Source organism: Sulfurimonas indica (assembly GCF_009192995.1).
Taxonomy (GTDB): domain Bacteria; phylum Campylobacterota; class Campylobacteria; order Campylobacterales; family Sulfurimonadaceae; genus Sulfurimonas; species Sulfurimonas indica.
In genome coordinates this window covers 21,610-36,477 of the sequence record NZ_SDID01000003.1, presented here as the reverse complement: position 1 = coordinate 36,477, position 14,868 = coordinate 21,610, and the positions used below count along the sequence as shown (strand labels likewise).

At 38.5% G+C, this 14,868-nt stretch carries 17 protein-coding genes; 2 read left to right on the top strand and 15 right to left on the bottom strand.

Annotated features, from left to right (window positions below; translation table 11 throughout):
* Positions 1–68: 68 nt before the first annotated feature.
* Positions 69–467, top strand: a complete 399-nt coding sequence (locus tag ES948_RS02200; protein ID WP_152183302.1) for a thioredoxin family protein — start codon at positions 69–71, stop codon at positions 465–467.
* On the opposite strand, the gene ES948_RS02195 is transcribed toward ES948_RS02200, so the two are convergent.
* From ES948_RS02195 to ES948_RS02140, 12 genes are all read right to left on the bottom strand, one after another.
* Entirely contained in the window at positions 464–793 is a 330-nt protein-coding gene (locus ES948_RS02195; RefSeq protein WP_152183301.1) for a YraN family protein, read from the bottom strand. The two genes, ES948_RS02200 and ES948_RS02195, sit on opposite strands and share 4 nt — an antisense overlap.
* Entirely contained in the window at positions 794–2,863 is a 2,070-nt protein-coding gene (locus ES948_RS02190) for a molybdopterin oxidoreductase family protein (protein WP_152183300.1), read from the bottom strand.
* A 163-nt stretch (positions 2,864–3,026) separates the two neighbouring features.
* Positions 3,027–3,761, bottom strand: a complete 735-nt coding sequence (locus ES948_RS02185) for an SDR family NAD(P)-dependent oxidoreductase (RefSeq protein WP_152183299.1) — start codon at positions 3,759–3,761, stop codon at positions 3,027–3,029.
* A 7-nt stretch (positions 3,762–3,768) separates the two neighbouring features.
* On the bottom strand, positions 3,769–5,031 hold the full coding sequence (locus ES948_RS02180; RefSeq protein ID WP_152183298.1) for a homoserine dehydrogenase: 1,263 nt from the start codon (positions 5,029–5,031) through the stop codon (positions 3,769–3,771).
* Positions 5,031–6,263 carry an LL-diaminopimelate aminotransferase gene (locus ES948_RS02175; RefSeq protein ID WP_152183297.1) on the bottom strand — a complete coding sequence of 411 codons (1,233 nt, stop codon included), beginning with the start codon at positions 6,261–6,263 and terminating at the stop codon, positions 5,031–5,033. The genes ES948_RS02180 and ES948_RS02175 overlap by 1 nt, the downstream gene beginning before the upstream one ends.
* Positions 6,264–6,604: 341 nt before the next feature.
* Positions 6,605–7,462 carry a hypothetical protein gene (locus ES948_RS02170; protein ID WP_152183296.1) on the bottom strand — a complete coding sequence of 286 codons (858 nt, stop codon included), beginning with the start codon at positions 7,460–7,462 and terminating at the stop codon, positions 6,605–6,607.
* On the bottom strand, positions 7,456–8,256 hold the full coding sequence (locus ES948_RS02165; RefSeq protein WP_152183295.1) for a hypothetical protein: 801 nt from the start codon (positions 8,254–8,256) through the stop codon (positions 7,456–7,458). Before ES948_RS02165 ends, ES948_RS02170 begins: the two co-directional genes overlap by 7 nt.
* Positions 8,249–8,932, bottom strand: a complete 684-nt coding sequence (gene rlmB, locus ES948_RS02160) for a 23S rRNA (guanosine(2251)-2'-O)-methyltransferase RlmB (RefSeq protein ID WP_152183294.1) — start codon at positions 8,930–8,932, stop codon at positions 8,249–8,251. Before rlmB ends, ES948_RS02165 begins: the two co-directional genes overlap by 8 nt.
* 69 nt (positions 8,933–9,001) lie before the next feature.
* Positions 9,002–9,817, bottom strand: coding sequence for a 16S rRNA (cytidine(1402)-2'-O)-methyltransferase (rsmI, locus tag ES948_RS02155; RefSeq protein WP_152183293.1), 816 nt, complete (start codon positions 9,815–9,817; stop codon positions 9,002–9,004).
* 13 nt (positions 9,818–9,830) lie between these two features.
* On the bottom strand, positions 9,831–10,031 hold the full coding sequence (gene rpmE / locus ES948_RS02150; RefSeq protein WP_152183292.1) for a 50S ribosomal protein L31: 201 nt from the start codon (positions 10,029–10,031) through the stop codon (positions 9,831–9,833).
* A 111-nt stretch (positions 10,032–10,142) separates the two neighbouring features.
* Positions 10,143–10,814: a 16S rRNA (uracil(1498)-N(3))-methyltransferase gene (locus tag ES948_RS02145; protein ID WP_152183291.1), complete on the bottom strand. Its 672-nt coding sequence runs from the start codon at positions 10,812–10,814 to the stop codon at positions 10,143–10,145.
* A gap of 1 nt (position 10,815) precedes the next feature.
* A complete protein-coding gene (locus tag ES948_RS02140) occupies positions 10,816–11,229 on the bottom strand; it encodes a hypothetical protein (protein WP_152183290.1) in 414 nt (137 codons plus the stop codon).
* Between the two features lie 49 nt (positions 11,230–11,278).
* Between ES948_RS02140 and ES948_RS02135 the strand changes: the two genes are divergently transcribed.
* Complete coding sequence (locus ES948_RS02135) at positions 11,279–12,496, top strand: molybdopterin molybdotransferase MoeA (protein WP_152183289.1); 1,218 nt, start codon at positions 11,279–11,281, stop codon at positions 12,494–12,496.
* Between the two features lie 8 nt (positions 12,497–12,504).
* On the opposite strand, the gene ES948_RS02130 is transcribed toward ES948_RS02135, so the two are convergent.
* From ES948_RS02130 to moaA, 3 genes are read right to left on the bottom strand one after another with little or no spacing between them, the layout of a single operon-like run.
* The gene (locus tag ES948_RS02130; RefSeq protein WP_152183288.1) at positions 12,505–13,086 is read right to left on the bottom strand and encodes a 6-pyruvoyl trahydropterin synthase family protein; all 582 of its coding nucleotides are present in this window, start codon (positions 13,084–13,086) and stop codon (positions 12,505–12,507) included.
* A gap of 2 nt (positions 13,087–13,088) precedes the next feature.
* Entirely contained in the window at positions 13,089–13,847 is a 759-nt protein-coding gene (locus ES948_RS02125; RefSeq protein WP_152183287.1) for a 7-carboxy-7-deazaguanine synthase QueE, read from the bottom strand.
* 9 nt (positions 13,848–13,856) lie between these two features.
* Positions 13,857–14,822, bottom strand: coding sequence for a GTP 3',8-cyclase MoaA (gene moaA, locus ES948_RS02120; protein WP_152183286.1), 966 nt, complete (start codon positions 14,820–14,822; stop codon positions 13,857–13,859).
* Between the last annotated feature and the right edge of the window lie 46 nt (positions 14,823–14,868).

Genomic DNA, 14,868 nt, shown 5'->3' with positions numbered 1-14,868 from the left:
TACTATTAACAAATGGCAACACTTTTAAAAATAATCTCATCTTAAATCTACTGCATTATAATTACGCCATGAAAACACTACTGCTAAGCTTATTATTTATCACTTCACTTCTTTCTTATGAAACTGATTCTTGGATTCATAACTATAAGGCTGGAGTTAAACTTGCACAAAAAGAGCATAAAAATATTTACCTCTTTATCGGTGCCGATGCATGTAAGTTTTGTAAGATATTTAAAGAAAAAACACTTTCTCAAAAGAGTGTAATGGATAGACTTAAAAAAGATTATGTGGTCATTTATCTCTCACGTGACCAGCATGCTATTCCTGACAAGTTTGAAAAGTTTGGTGCACCACGTCACTACTTTTTAGACCAAAACGGCAAGATTTTATTTGCAACCTTTGGAGTACTGGAACCTGCAGGGTTTTTTACTATCTTGGATGAAGCAGATCTAAGCAAAGAGGACTAGAGCGTAATATTCTCTACTATCTCTATAGTTTGAGGCAGAACAACTACAGCATCAAAACTGTAGTCACCACTGTAGCCGTTTTTCTTCATATAGACATTTGCGGTTTTAATGAGCTTGGAGAGTTTTGAGGGAGTGATGTTTTGAATGGCAAGCTCATAACTTTCACCACTTTTTACCTCAACAAAATGAAGAACTTCATCTTTTGATGCAATGATATCAATCTCTCCAAAACGGGAGTAGACGTTTCTCTCAACTATCTCATAACCATTTTCAAGCAGATAGGAACAAGCCTTATCTTCGGCTATATTGCCTTTTGCTCTGCTCATCTAGCAGTTAATTACTTCAACTTTTATGGTTTTAAAAGCAGCCGTAAGAATCAATTCATCCCTTGCATCACCAAACAATGCATTGATACGACTTTTGGCATGATGAAAGGTTGCAAAGAGTGTCTTAGGACGCACTTTATTTGTAATCTTTACTCTAAGCGGATTTGTCTCTCCAAACTCACTTCTGAGTATCACTTTTTCACTCGTAAAGTCAGCAGCATCCTCTTCACATACAAGTAAGATATCTTCATCATATCTGTCATTGAGCTTGTCACTGCGCTTTGTTTGTGCTGCATTATTGTAATGTGCTAGTGTTCGTCCTGTTGTAAGATGGTAGCCCTGAAGATTTTTGTTTGTTATCTCCTCTATCATTCCACGCAGTTTGTACTGATGATACTTAAAGTATCCATAACCATCATCTGTTCTAAAGTCCAGTTGATGCAAAATTGGTGTATCTTCGGTATGAACCGGCCACTGCAGTCCACGTTTGCGATGCTTCTCAAGTCTGTGATAATCTGCTCCACTAAAACGGCGATACGCTACACGTTGCACCTCTTGCCAAACATCTTGTGAACTTTTATAGTTGGCATCACCTCCCATTTTATTATCTAAAATTTGAAGTACTTCCCAGTCATCCGGCAGATCTGATTTAACAAGTGGCTGAGAGAGATGCAAACGACGCATAGCATTGACATAGACACCTGTTTTTTCATATGCAGATTTGACACCCACAACAATATCCGCACGGTTTGCTACATCTGTCATAAAGAGCTCTTGTACAAAAAGAAGCTCCAGTTCTTCAAATGCGCGGTCGATTTTATTGAGATTTGGATGGATGTGCGTGAGATCTTCACCAATATTCAGTACTGCCTTGAGTCTGCCTTCAAGCATCTCATCGACAAGCTGTGGTGTCATCAGACCAACTTCTTTTGGCTCCTGATAATCAGGGTCATAATATGGAAGCATTCCCATATCACAAGTACCTTGAACATTGTTCTGACCACGAAGCGGCATAAGTCCTGCTCCTGCCTTACCGATGTTACCTGTCATAAGAGCAAGGTGTGTTATAGCCATTACAGCATATGAACCATCTAAATGCTCAGTAATCCCAAGTCCCCAGAAAATCATTGACTTCTTCAGAGCATACTCACGCGCTACTTTACGCACAAGTTTTGAGAGGTATTCATAGCCCTCTATTTCATTAAAATAGTCCGGATTTGCATACGGGTCATTTAAGATCTTCTCTTTAAACTCTGCAAAACCTTTTGTTCTGTCCTCTATAAAACTCTCATCATAAAGCTCTTCATCGATGATGACATAAGCGAGCATATTGAGTATCAACAGATTTGCTTCATGCGGCATAATTGCTTTGTATTTTGCAAAACGGTGCAGTTTTATCTCACGTACATCAAAAACAGCCAAATTATCATGCTCACGTGCCACATCAAGGATTCTATTGGCAATGATTGGGTGTGCTTCTGTTGTATTGGAACCAATAACTATCATAAACTCGACATTGTAGATATCATTGTAAGGATTTGTTGCAGCACCTTCACCAATAGTTGCACGCATACCTTTAAGTGATGGAGAGTGACAAACACGCGCACAGTTGTCTACGTGAGGAGAGTTCAGTGTATGACGGGTAAATTTTTGGAAAAAGTAAGAAGATTCACAAGAAGTACGCGCTCCACCGATGGAAGCCACAGCCTTACGACCATAGTTCGTTTGAATCTCTCCCAGCTTCATCGCACAGGCAGTAGTTGCGGCATCTAAATCACACTCATACCATGTATCATCGAAATCAACCAAAGCAGAAGCAACAGCCTCTTTAATAGCAGGGTTTTTCTCTAAAAAGCTTTTACGAATTCGTGGAATTCTTAATCTGTCATCTGCATCTACAAAGTCAAAACCATACTTACCCTTGATACAGAGCTTCCCCTGTGAAACCACACCATCAGGATGCGCAAAAATCTTTTTGATTTTGTTCTCTTTTATATCAACATGTGCTGCTATATCACACCCAACACCACAGTAGGTACATACACTGTCTATCGTCTCTATATTTTCCATTTTTCCCGCTCTCCCTATAACTATCTTCATAGTCCAATAAGATTTTTTAACAATGTTTTATGAAGCTCGTGAGCAAGGGAGGATTTCAGCGAAAGTTTACTTCGCAATCGCCTCGGCTACTTTTATCTTTATAAAATATTGTTAAAAAATCTGCAGTCAATAATCAAGCAAGATAGTTTACAATTCTTTGCCTTAAGGCAGATGGAAGCCAACTCAAAATCCGAATGATTAAATAAAATCTAAGCGGAAAAGCATAAAGCTCTCTACCTCTATCTATCGCCTGTTTCATCCGTCTCACACCCTCATCTGTTTCAAGTAAAAAAGGCATGTTAAAATCATTTTTATCGGTAAGTTCACTCTTAATAAATCCAGGCAAAATTGTTACTACTTTGATACCGTACGAAGCATATTTATATCGAATACCTTCCGCATAAGCATTGAGTGCACGTTTTGATGAAGCATAAACCTTTGCACTTGGCATGGTAAACAGAGAGGAGAGAGAAGAGATAAAGATAACTTTGCCACTTTTTTGTGCTTGCATCTTTGGTAAAAGTACCTCTAAAACTGCGTGTTGCGAGAGGACATTAACATCATAGAGATTTTTAAACTCTGCTATCGTTGGCATCTCTGTATGGGAATGCCCTAAGGATATACCGGCATTAAGGATGACCATATCGAGAGCCTCTATCTCATGCAGCTTATTTTGCAGTAGTTCAAAATCTCTTACATCAACTACAATCAGTCTGATTTTTTTACATTTATCGAAAAGTTCATTTTTAAGTTGGAGGAGTTTCTCTTCTCTTCGTGCAAGAAGATAGAGTTCATTTTCTGACGAGGCATACTGGCGTGCAAACTCAGCCCCAAGACCGCTGCTCGCACCAGTAATTAAGATTTTCATCTCTTTTTTATACTATCCTGATCATCATAGGCTTAGTATGTACAAAATCAAGAGCTTCAAGCTCAGACATCATCGCCTGAATATCTTTTTCAACTGCTATATGTGTAGAGATAAGTAAATTTGCACGCTCATTTTCACTCGGACGCTGTAACATTGTCTCTATAGAGATATTGTGTGTCTCAAAGATTTTTGTCAGCTTTGCTAACACGCCTGTTTTGTCTGAAACATTGATACGCAGGTAATATTTGCTCTCAATATCTTCACTTGGTTTGAGTGTCAGCGTATTGCCTTCCATCGGACGGTTAAATCCAAGCATCGGTGTAGATTTTCCACTTCTTGCAATATCGATGATATTTGCCACTACAGCTGATGCTGTCGCATCGCCACCGGCACCCGGTCCATAGTAAAGTGTCTCACCCACTTTGTCACCAACAACGCTGATACCATTCATTACACCGTCAATCTTTGCAATCATCTCATCTTGCTTGATAAGACAGGCATGTACACGAAGCTCTACTTCATTCTTGTCTTTTTTCGCAATTCCTAAAAGTTTAATTGCATAACCAAATTCTTTTGCAAAAGCGATATCATCTTGGGTAACATTTTCAATACCCTCAATGAGGATATCTTCAGGTTTTGCATCAATCCCATACGCAATAGATGCTAAGATAAGCAATTTATGTGCAGTATCATAACCACCCACATCAAAAGTTGGATCAGCTTCTGCATATCCTAGATCTTGAGCTTCTTTGAGTATCACATCATATGCCACACCCTCATTTGTCATCTTCGTCATCATATAGTTACACGTACCGTTCATGATACCCATGATTGATTCTATATGATTTGCAGAAAGACCATCACGCAATGCATTGATGATTGGAATACCGCCAGCCACCGAAGCTTCAAATTCAAATGCTATATCCTTGGCAATTTCCTGAAGCTCATATCTGTGGTATGCTAGAAGTGCTTTGTTCGCAGTAACAACTGCTTTACCAGATTCAAGCGCACGTTTTACAACTTCAAAAGGCTCCTCAACACCACCCATAAGCTCAACTACAATATCAATCTCTTTATCATTTAAGATATCATCAACATTATCTGTAAGCGTAATATCAAGCCCTCTATCTTTTGCAAGATTTTTGACAACACCGCTCTTGACCACTATATCACGACCAGCACGTGCTGAGATGACATCAGCATTCTCTTTTAAGATATTTACAACACTAGTCCCAACAGTTCCTACACCGATTATTCCAACTTTTATCATTACTTTTTGCTCTCTTGATTACAGCCGTCAAACTGTTTTAAAAACTCTTTTATATTTCTTGCTGCCTGACGGATACGGTTATCATTTTCTATTAATGCGATACGCACATACCCCTCACCATACTCACCAAAACCAATTCCCGGTGCCACAGCAACGCCGGCTTCTGTTAGGAGGCGCTTTGAAAACTCCAGTGAGCCCAAATGTGCCACACAGTCAGGAATCTTCGCCCAGCTAAACATTGTCGCTTCATTTTTCTCGATATGCCAACCTGCACGACCAAATGCCTCAATAAGGACCTCTTGACGGTGATTGTACTTCTCTGTGATATCACGTACACACTGCTGATCACCGTTAAGAGCAACTGTTGCAGCAACTTGGATAGGAGTAAACATTCCGTAATCAAGCCATGACTTAATCTTTTGTAGTGCACCGATGAGCTTTTTGTTTCCTACAAAGAAACCAACACGCCAACCTGCCATATTGTAGCTTTTTGAGAGTGTGAATGACTCAACTGCTACATCTTTTGCACCTTTTACCTGCATAATTGACGGTGTTTTATACCCATCAAAAGTGATATCACCATAAGCAATATCAGAGATGACATAAAAACGCTTCTCTTTTGCCATCGCAACAAGTCTCTCATAAAACTCAGGAGTTACCGTAGCTGTTGTCGGATTGTGTGGAAAGTTTACAAGTACATACTTTGGTTTTGGAGAGCTCTCTTTGAAAACCTTGTCTAAGTTTTCAAAAAATTTGTCTTCATCCAAACGATAGTGCTCATCAAACTCGATACCAAACTTGATAACATTCCCACCTGCCAAGATAAAAGAGTACTCATGAATTGGATAGGTCGGGTCTGGAACCACTGCCACATCACCAGGGTTTGTGATAGCATATGTTAAATGGGCATATCCCTCTTTAGAACCCATTGTAGCCACACACTCAGTTTCTGGATCAAGCTGACAGTCATAACGACGTTCATACCAGTCCGCAATCGCTTTGAGGAGTTTTGGAATACCTTTGGATGTAGAATATCCATGAGTTTTTGTTTTTTGGGCAGATTCGACAAGTTTGTCTCTTATGTGTTCTGGGGTTGGTCCATCAGGATTACCCATAGAAAAATCTATGACATCTTTACCAGCACGGCGTTCCGCCATTTTTATGTCATTTACCTCTGCAAAGACATACTTCGGAAGTCTCTCAACTCTATTAAATGTAAACTCATCAAACATATTTAGCCCTCTTAAGGGCACCTCTAAAAACCCTAACAATTCTCAGCATAAGAGAAAATTTCATAATCAAGGCAAAAGTTTAAAGCTCTAGCCGTAGCTAAAGCAATAACTTTTAACGCAGAGTATGGACTTTTCTCTTATGCCCGCAGGGAGGATAAAACAAAGCGAAGTTGCAAAGAATTTTTCATCACCGTAGCTTTAGCTATGGCTCAAAAAAAGTTCTTCACAACTTCATCTTTGTTTTATCCCTCTGGGAGTTGTTAGAGTTTTTAGAGGTGCCCTAAAATTATTGATGCTATTTTAGCGAAAAATATTTAGAATAAGATAACATTCTTGAGAAACTAGCGTCTTCCCTTTGGCATTAGCGTGAGTTCATCCCTTACATTTTTGAGTGTATAGAGGTCAGAGATTTTGATATATGTTGCATTTTTTGGAATGTTAAGTAGAATCTCTCTGTAGATTTTATCTCTTTTTATAATCTTTACAAGATGCAAAGAGCTGTCATAATAAGCAATATTAGGGTACCAACTGTTACGTCTTGAACTTTTGATTTTGAGTGTTCTTATCTTTGAGACATTGAGCCAATGTGCATAGAGTGAGCGTTTGAGTTTAATCTCTTCTTTATCATGCAGGGTCTTAACATTGAGCTTTGCATTGGAGATATCTATGATATATGTCCACTCTTTTGGGGCATTTCTTTCTATATCTATAATCTCACAGGAACTTTTATGAAGCTGATTTTGTAGTACCAGTGGATCCGTTGCATACTCTGAAGTAAGGTTTATACTCCATGTAAACTCTGAAGCATCAAGATTTGAAGCTGTTGTTACATAACGGTAGTATCCTATGCTTCTGAGTGTATCACTCATCAGTTTAACAAAAAAGAGTGGTGAACCGTTTGTTTTGAAATTGAGTTGAAACTCTTGTGGAGAGTTAAAAAAAAGCTTTAAAAGGCCATTTTCTTTTAAGGTTTGTACAACCTTTACCGCATCAACTCTGTCATTATAATAAAATGCACTTTGGGGATCAAAAATAGCATCGATAAAACCTTTGTTCTCTTCATAGGTTTTTTCATTCAAAAAGCTCTTGATTTTAACCGTCAGAGGATCTTCTTGAACACTTACATCCTCCAAAGGCTCTACATCCTGCGCAAAAGCAAAACTGTAGAGAAAAAGGAGAGAAAGTAAAAGTTTTACCATGTATTACCTCTGTTTAATCTTCTAAATTCATTGATGGAAATTTGTTTGATCTCACCATTTTCATAGTGCAGTCTCAAAGTATTTTTTTCATTATACTTTATCTCTTCTCCATTAATAATCACATCAATATAACCATGTCCAAAATAAAGCAACCACTCTTTTGTAGGGTCTAAATCCAACTCCCCCTCAAAAATCTTTTGGTACTTTTTATTTGTCGCGGCATCAATGTAACCAAGCCACACTTTTGTTCTTGCTATGATCTTCAAGCTCTGAGGAAGAGCTTTTTCTTCTTTTACGGGAGCAACTGTAGTCTTTTCATCATTTGTCAGTGAAGCATTTTCATCACTACTGTTATTATCACTTATGTTTGCATCTACAACAATGTTTTTCTTTGCATCTTCGATGATTTTATTCTCTTTGATGGCATTGTCCAGTGTATCGTTCGCTGATTGCATAGAAAAAGAGATGGCAATGATAAAAAGTATGATCGCTAAAATGATGTAAAGGATTGTAAGATTTTTTTTATTACTTGAAGATTTAAATATGGCATCATCCGTGATGGCTTCATCAGGTGCATTTTTTTCATCAAAATAGCCAACTCCACGAGAACGAACTGCACTTAAATCCTCTCCATACTCTCGCTCAAGTATAGAGATAAATCCGACAAACTGAATCTTGTTCAACCCGTCAAAACTCTCATAGAGTATAGCTTGTACATGTCCTATCGGGATATGTGTATCTTCATAAATCTTCTGTGCACCAATATCTTTTAATCTATCTAACGCTTCACTCATATCTCATCCTATCCATTAAAATAGCACCTGCTACACTTACATTCAACGAGTCAAAATCATGTGCCATCTTTATGCTTACAATGGTGTCTAGTTTTGAACTCACACGTGATGTAAGTCCCTCTCCCTCATTACCTAAAACCAACACTCTCTTTTTCACAATCTCTGCTTGGCGAATATCTATGCCTCCCATATCTGCACCATATGATCTAAAACCCGACATTTTTAAATCATTAAGTACATTATGAATATTATGCTCCAAAGCAAAAGGCATATCAAAAAGTGCACCCGTACTTGTTCGCAGTAGTGGCTCAAGATTGAGCTTTTTCACACCACATGCAACAATAGCATCAACACCCAAAGCATACGCACTTCGCACAATCGCACCGATATTTCCAACATCCGTTAAACCTGCTAATACAAGTACAAAATCTTTATCTAAAAAGCTTTTAAACTCATGCAGTGTATACTCTTCAACTTCTGCCAAAAAACCCTGATGGTTTGCATTTTTACTCATCTTCACAGCTGCTTCATTAGGTATGCGTTTTATAGGAAAACCCATTTTCATCAGACGTGAATACTCTTTTTTATCAAGTTCTTTCGCCAAATAAAGTGTTTTTATCTTTTGCGGATAATGATTGATAAGATAGTATATTGGTTGTTTGGCATAAATTAACATGTAGGTATTTTATCCAAAAAAAACGTCAAAATGTAAATCTTAGATAAATATTTTTATAAAAACTGATTTTTAATTTTCAAGTAAGCGTTGATAACAGGATTTTGTGTTTTCTCCTGTTATTTTTGATATAAGCTTTGCCTGCACTTTTTTAGGCAGATCAAGTGCCAAGATGTCCCTTTCACTGATTGCAGAACTTGCGTGAGACTCACCTGCTTGAATGACAACAACCCATTCACCTCTGAAGTTTCCATCAAGCTTTTGTAAAATCTCTTCTGCTGATCCATGAAGATATCTTTGATATTTTTTCGTCAGCTCTTTTGCTACAAAAAGTTCTCGACTTGCATCAACTTTACTTATCTCACGCAGAAGTTTTTCAAGGCGGTGTGGTGATTCATACAGAACTGTTGTATAACCATTTTGCATCGCTTCTTGCAACTGCTTTTCGCGTGAGCTGCCTTTATGGTCCAAAAAACCAAAAAAGAGCATCTGTGTCTCGCAAAATCCGCTTGCCACAAAAGCGGTAAGCACAGCATTTGCACCCGGAAGTACATCATACTCTACTTCGTTTTCTATACAGTAACGAATCAGTGTCTGACCAGGATCACTCACTCCCGGCATCCCTGCATCACTTACATAGACAATATTTTGCTCAAAAAAAGAGGGAGAGAGTTTTTCAACAAAAGCTGACTCATTATGCGAGTGCAGCGAGATAAATTCTTGATTTTCTTTAGGAGTAAAATCATAACGTTCTTGTAATATATGGAGAAGTTTTTTTGTAACGCGAGTATCTTCGCAAAGAAGTATATCAGCCTCACGCAGAAGCTCAATGGCTCTGAGTGAGATGTCGCCTATGTTTCCAATGGGAGTTGGAACTAGACTTAGCAAGAGAGTTTCTTGACTATTTTTTTCCGTAACGAGCTCTAAACTTCTCGATACGACCAGCAGTATCAACCATACGCTCTTCACCTGTGAAGAATGGGTGACACTCATTACAGATGTCGATTCTCATCTCTGGTTTTTGACTCTTTGTAACAAAGCTGTTACCACATGCACATGTAACTGTACAGTCTACTAATTCTGGGTGGATACCTTTTTTCATACTTTTACCTTTTGATACTCGTTTGTGTGCGAATATCGATATATTTTTTAATTCCGTATGGGTGCGGAATTTTATGGAGCGAATTATACCTAAATATTTTTTAAAATTAACCTAAAGTAAAATCTTTGATGCTACGGCAAGCGTTGCAGACTCTGAACGCAGTACCATTGGAGTATCAAGCCGAAAAACTTCCTGATTTTTCAAGAACTCTTTTTCACGTGGCGAAAAGCCACCTTCACAGCCGATAAGTACTGTTTGGAAATCACTCTCACACTCTAAGGTTTTCTCAGTGAAATCAAATACTTTTGTATCAGGATAGAGTTCTATAAAACTCTCTATATTTTTACAGCTATCAAACTCCATAAGCTCTGTTCGTCCACACTGCTGATTGGATGCCTCGATGATACGTTCATATCGTTTAAAGTCAGGTTTGAAGTTCTTTTGACTACGCTCACAGTAAATAAAAGTGATCTTTGCCACACCTATCTCATTGAGTGAAGCGAGTACCTTTTCAACGGATTTGTTATCGATAACACACCAGCCAATATGCAGACTTTTCTCTGCTTGGACCATAACAATTTCACAAGATTGCAATTCAAAAAGAGCCTCACGCGGTGCAATATCTTTCAGCTTATAACGAGAGAGCATTTGGAGATTTTCTTTATTGCGAAATGCAATCACATCTCCTACAGCGTGACGGCGTACTTTGATGAGATACTTAAAATCTTCTCCTTTGATGCGGAGCTGCTCCTTACCGGCATCTGCATGTAAGAGGTAGATCATCTTATACCAACCACATCCATAGACTCATTAGAAAAACCAGTACAAACTCTACTTGCAAAATCGTTCGCGCAAACGGCTTGTAAGCATTAAACGCATGCTCTTTTTTTGTGCTGAGATATTTTAGAGCTTTGAGACGTTTTGCTTCTAAAACGATTAAAATGATACCAAGTAGTATCATCGCTATATTTTCTAGACTAAAGTCAAGATGCTTTGCCGCCATCATCACGATACCTGTAAAAAGCAGTGAACCAAGCACTGTTATCTCCAAAGGCATCCAGTACAAAGAGTTGGCTCTTTTGTACTTTGCAAGATCTTTTGCACTGATCAATATAAAAAGATTTAAAAAAATCATACCTAAAACTGCTACCGCACTCCAAGAGTGTAGGTCTAAACCCATGTTATACATTTCATTCATAGCGAAATTATATTATAATATGTCAATTTAAAAAAGGGGTAGTCCCATTATGGCAGTTACAATTGAAAAAGCACTTGAACTAATCTATACAAATATAAAACCAAAATCATTAAAAATCATCCCTATCGAAGAGGCTCTAGGATACATCTTGGCAGAAGATATCACAGCATCGCATAATCTTCCGCCTTATGACAATTCAGCAATGGATGGATATGCAGTAAAGATAGAAGACAGTGGGAAGTGTGTCAAAGTAAAATGTACTATCTTTGCGGGAGACAACTTTGAAGGTGAGCTCTCTCATGGAGAAGCGATCAAAATAATGACAGGGGCCCGTATCCCTTTGGGAACGCAGTGTATCGTTCCTGTTGAAGATACAAAAGAGTGCGAGGGTGGTATAGAATTGCCCCACAATCTGACCATGTCCAAACATATCCGTTTTGCAGGAGAGGACATCAAAAAAGAACAAGCTCTTTTACACAAAGGACAAAAGCTTGATGCCCACCAGATCACACTTCTTGCTTCTCAGGGCATTAGTCATATAAAGGTACATAAAAAACCTCGTATTGCCCTTTTTGCTTCAGGAAATGAGCTGAAAATGCACTTTGAGCAAGTAACAGAGTATCAACTCTACAATACTAACACACCTACTCTGCTCTCTCGTGCCAAAGAACTTGGGTGTGAAGTCGAATTTATCGGTACAGCGCACGACACCTTAGAAGATATTCATGCACATATAAAGAGTGCACTTGATTGTGACATCATCATTACAAGTGGTGGGGTAAGTGTCGGTGATGCAGACTTTACAAAAGAGGCTTTCGGTACTTTTGGGTACGAGATACTCTTTGATAAGGTAGAGATAAAACCGGGAAAACCGACAACATTTGGAAAAATTGGTGATAAGGTCATTCTCAATCTTCCGGGAAATCCATTGGCAGCTGCACTGAACTTTGAACTTTTTGGCCGTGCTATCATCTACGCTATGAGTGGAGCACGTGAGAAATTCATCCAACCCATCACTGCAAAAATGAAAAATAACTATAAACTGCGTGCTGGCAGACGCTCTGTGACTCCAGGATATTTTGACGGAAAATTTTTTACCGTATGTGAGCAGTTCTCACCAGGAATGATATCACCTCTTGCCGAGGCAAACAGTTTCATAATTATCAGCGAATCATGTGGATTTATAGAAGAGGGAAGTGACGTAAAAGTTATCAGTACGAAGTTTAGTTTTACAAGTGATACTTTTAAAGATTTTGTCAGTTTTTAAGTGCCGACTTAAACTGAAGAGGGATTAAGAAAGCTCTCTTCTTGTAAAATTTTCTCCCAGAGTCTTGCATCTTTAAAATCTGTATGTATCTGCTTGGAGAAAGATATCTCATGCAGGTCAATATTACCCATCTCTTTAGAGTACGCATCATCTTTAAAACATTGTGCATATCCGGTATCTGTTTCATGCACTATTACAGAATGAAGTTTTACTTCACGTTCTCCATTTACTTTTGATGTCAGAGAGAGAAGCTTATCTATCATTACAAATATCACACGAGAAAATTGTTCAGCTGAAGGAGAGACTGGTAACTCTACCCAACGTGCAGAGTGTTTTTTCATAGCTTCAAGGTACTCTTTATCATCTCCGCTCCAAAGCGCAATAGCATGATCAAAGCTCTCAACCAAATCTTTCATGTTTTGCTTCATAAGACCAAAATCGTAAACCATCTGCCCATTGTCTAAGAAATTTGATTCAAAAAGAAGCTCTACTTTGTAGGAGTGCCCGTGTACGGAGCTGCGGCATTTTACAGTAGAACACCCCCGCACAACATGAGCGTTTTCAAATTTAAACAGTTTTCGTATTATCATGCTTACACTCCTTTATTTTCATCCCAGATTCTGATGTGAAGTCTGTCACTAAAGTTATACCCTTTTGCTTTACAAAACTCGATCAGAGGCTCTGTATTTGCCTCCACATCTGCTTTGTTTCCACCAAGCGGCATACAATATACTTGGAGCTTTGGTGCATGCATAGTGATGCTCTCTATCTCATCTTCTAAAGCCATATTAATGGAATCTCTGTCGATGGAGAATTTAAAAAAAGCCTCCTCTGCGTGAGATGCAATGTTAAAAATCACATCTCCACGCAGACGTTTTGCAAGAGGTTCATTCGAGTTTGAGAGTTTTACAGAGAGTGCAAAAACACAACTCTTATATACCGGATATTTCTCAAAATCAACATCCAAAGAGCCATTTGTCTCAAATGTTATGCGATGCCCCTTTGCTACCAAAGCCTCTAAAAACTTTACAAACACTGCATCATTTGCATAGATAAGCGGCTCACCACCAGTGAGGACTATATCGACTGCGTGAGGCAGTTCATACTGCTCTAAAACATTTAAGAGTTGTTGATGGTCTTTGATCGGTATCCATGTATTTGCAAAATGCTCTTTGTTCACTGCATAAACAGTATCACACCCTACAACCTCTACTCCATCAGGAGCTACTTCGCTGCATCCAAAGCCCTCACAGCGCATATTGCAACCACCAAAACGGAAAAAGAGACTCGGGCTTCCTACAAACTTTCCCTCACCTTGAATAGAGTAGAAGTGTTCAACAAGATATATCATCTATCTCTATCATCCACCGGTTTCATAGAAAGCACGTTGGGAGACCTCATCATCATCTCCACCCCAACGATTCTTTTCAGGTTTGTTTCTGACAACCTCTTTTAAAACCAAAGCTGCTGTTTTAATGTCACCTTTTTTGACAGACTCTGCGATACTCATCGCCTCATCAAAATACAAACACGGTATGAGATGTCCTTCAGCAGTAAGTCTGATACGGTTACACTCTTTACAAAAATCATCACCATACGGTTCAATAATTCCAAAGCGATACCCATCATCCATCTTATAATACCTTGATGGTGAAGCCTTCTCAAACCCTTCATCTACAAAGTTGTACTTTTGAGACAAAATCTCCAGGACCTCTTTTGCTGTTACTCTTGAAATACCGGCTTTTGCATAGGCATTTTCCATATACTCTATGAAACGAATCGTCATACCACGCTCTTTTGCATACTCCAAGACATCTACAATCTCATCGGCATTCATATTTTTCATAGGCACCATATTAACCTTGACCTTCAGACCGACTTGAAGTGCTTCATCAACACCATCAAGAACATTTGCCAAAACATCTTTTTGGGCTATCTTTTGTGCAATTTCCGGCTTCAATGTATCTATACTTACATTGATACGCTTCAGTCCTGCATCTTTGAGTTTTTGTGCCACACCTTTAAGTAAAAAGGCATTCGTTGTCATCGCAAGGTCAATAGAAGGCTCATAATCATAAATCATCTTAATGAATTTGTCTATATCCTCACGCAAAAGTGGTTCTCCACCTGTAATGCGTATCTTACGGATACCCTCATCTATACAGACTTTGACAAACTCAAAAAGCTCTTCAAAAGAGAGTAAATTCTCTTTTGGAACCCAAGAAAAAGGTTTCTCAGGCATACAGTATTGACATCTAAAGTTACATCTCTCAGTTACTGAAATACGGAGATAATCAACAACTCTATCATAGCTGTCTATTAGCATCTATTTTCCTATCTTTTATATTAAATGTATTATAGCCTGCGTAGTT

Excerpts from the sequence above, each read along its gene's own strand:
- ES948_RS02200 (WP_152183302.1), top strand. The coding sequence starts at position 69 with ATGAAAACACTACTGCTAAGCTTATTATTTATCACTTCACTTCTTTCT.
- ES948_RS02195 (WP_152183301.1), bottom strand. The coding sequence starts at position 793 with ATGAGCAGAGCAAAAGGCAATATAGCCGAAGATAAGGCTTGTTCCTAT.
- ES948_RS02190 (WP_152183300.1), bottom strand. The coding sequence starts at position 2,863 with ATGGAAAATATAGAGACGATAGACAGTGTATGTACCTACTGTGGTGTT.
- ES948_RS02185 (WP_152183299.1), bottom strand. The coding sequence starts at position 3,761 with ATGAAAATCTTAATTACTGGTGCGAGCAGCGGTCTTGGGGCTGAGTTT.
- ES948_RS02180 (WP_152183298.1), bottom strand. The coding sequence starts at position 5,031 with ATGATAAAAGTTGGAATAATCGGTGTAGGAACTGTTGGGACTAGTGTT.
- ES948_RS02175 (WP_152183297.1), bottom strand. The coding sequence starts at position 6,263 with ATGTTTGATGAGTTTACATTTAATAGAGTTGAGAGACTTCCGAAGTAT.
- ES948_RS02170 (WP_152183296.1), bottom strand. The coding sequence starts at position 7,462 with ATGGTAAAACTTTTACTTTCTCTCCTTTTTCTCTACAGTTTTGCTTTT.
- ES948_RS02165 (WP_152183295.1), bottom strand. The coding sequence starts at position 8,256 with ATGAGTGAAGCGTTAGATAGATTAAAAGATATTGGTGCACAGAAGATT.
- rlmB (WP_152183294.1), bottom strand. The coding sequence starts at position 8,932 with ATGTTAATTTATGCCAAACAACCAATATACTATCTTATCAATCATTAT.
- rpmE (WP_152183292.1), bottom strand. The coding sequence starts at position 10,031 with ATGAAAAAAGGTATCCACCCAGAATTAGTAGACTGTACAGTTACATGT.
- ES948_RS02145 (WP_152183291.1), bottom strand. The coding sequence starts at position 10,814 with ATGATCTACCTCTTACATGCAGATGCCGGTAAGGAGCAGCTCCGCATC.
- ES948_RS02140 (WP_152183290.1), bottom strand. The coding sequence starts at position 11,229 with ATGAATGAAATGTATAACATGGGTTTAGACCTACACTCTTGGAGTGCG.
- ES948_RS02135 (WP_152183289.1), top strand. The coding sequence starts at position 11,279 with ATGGCAGTTACAATTGAAAAAGCACTTGAACTAATCTATACAAATATA.
- ES948_RS02130 (WP_152183288.1), bottom strand. The coding sequence starts at position 13,086 with ATGATAATACGAAAACTGTTTAAATTTGAAAACGCTCATGTTGTGCGG.
- ES948_RS02125 (WP_152183287.1), bottom strand. The coding sequence starts at position 13,847 with ATGATATATCTTGTTGAACACTTCTACTCTATTCAAGGTGAGGGAAAG.
- moaA (WP_152183286.1), bottom strand. The coding sequence starts at position 14,822 with ATGCTAATAGACAGCTATGATAGAGTTGTTGATTATCTCCGTATTTCA.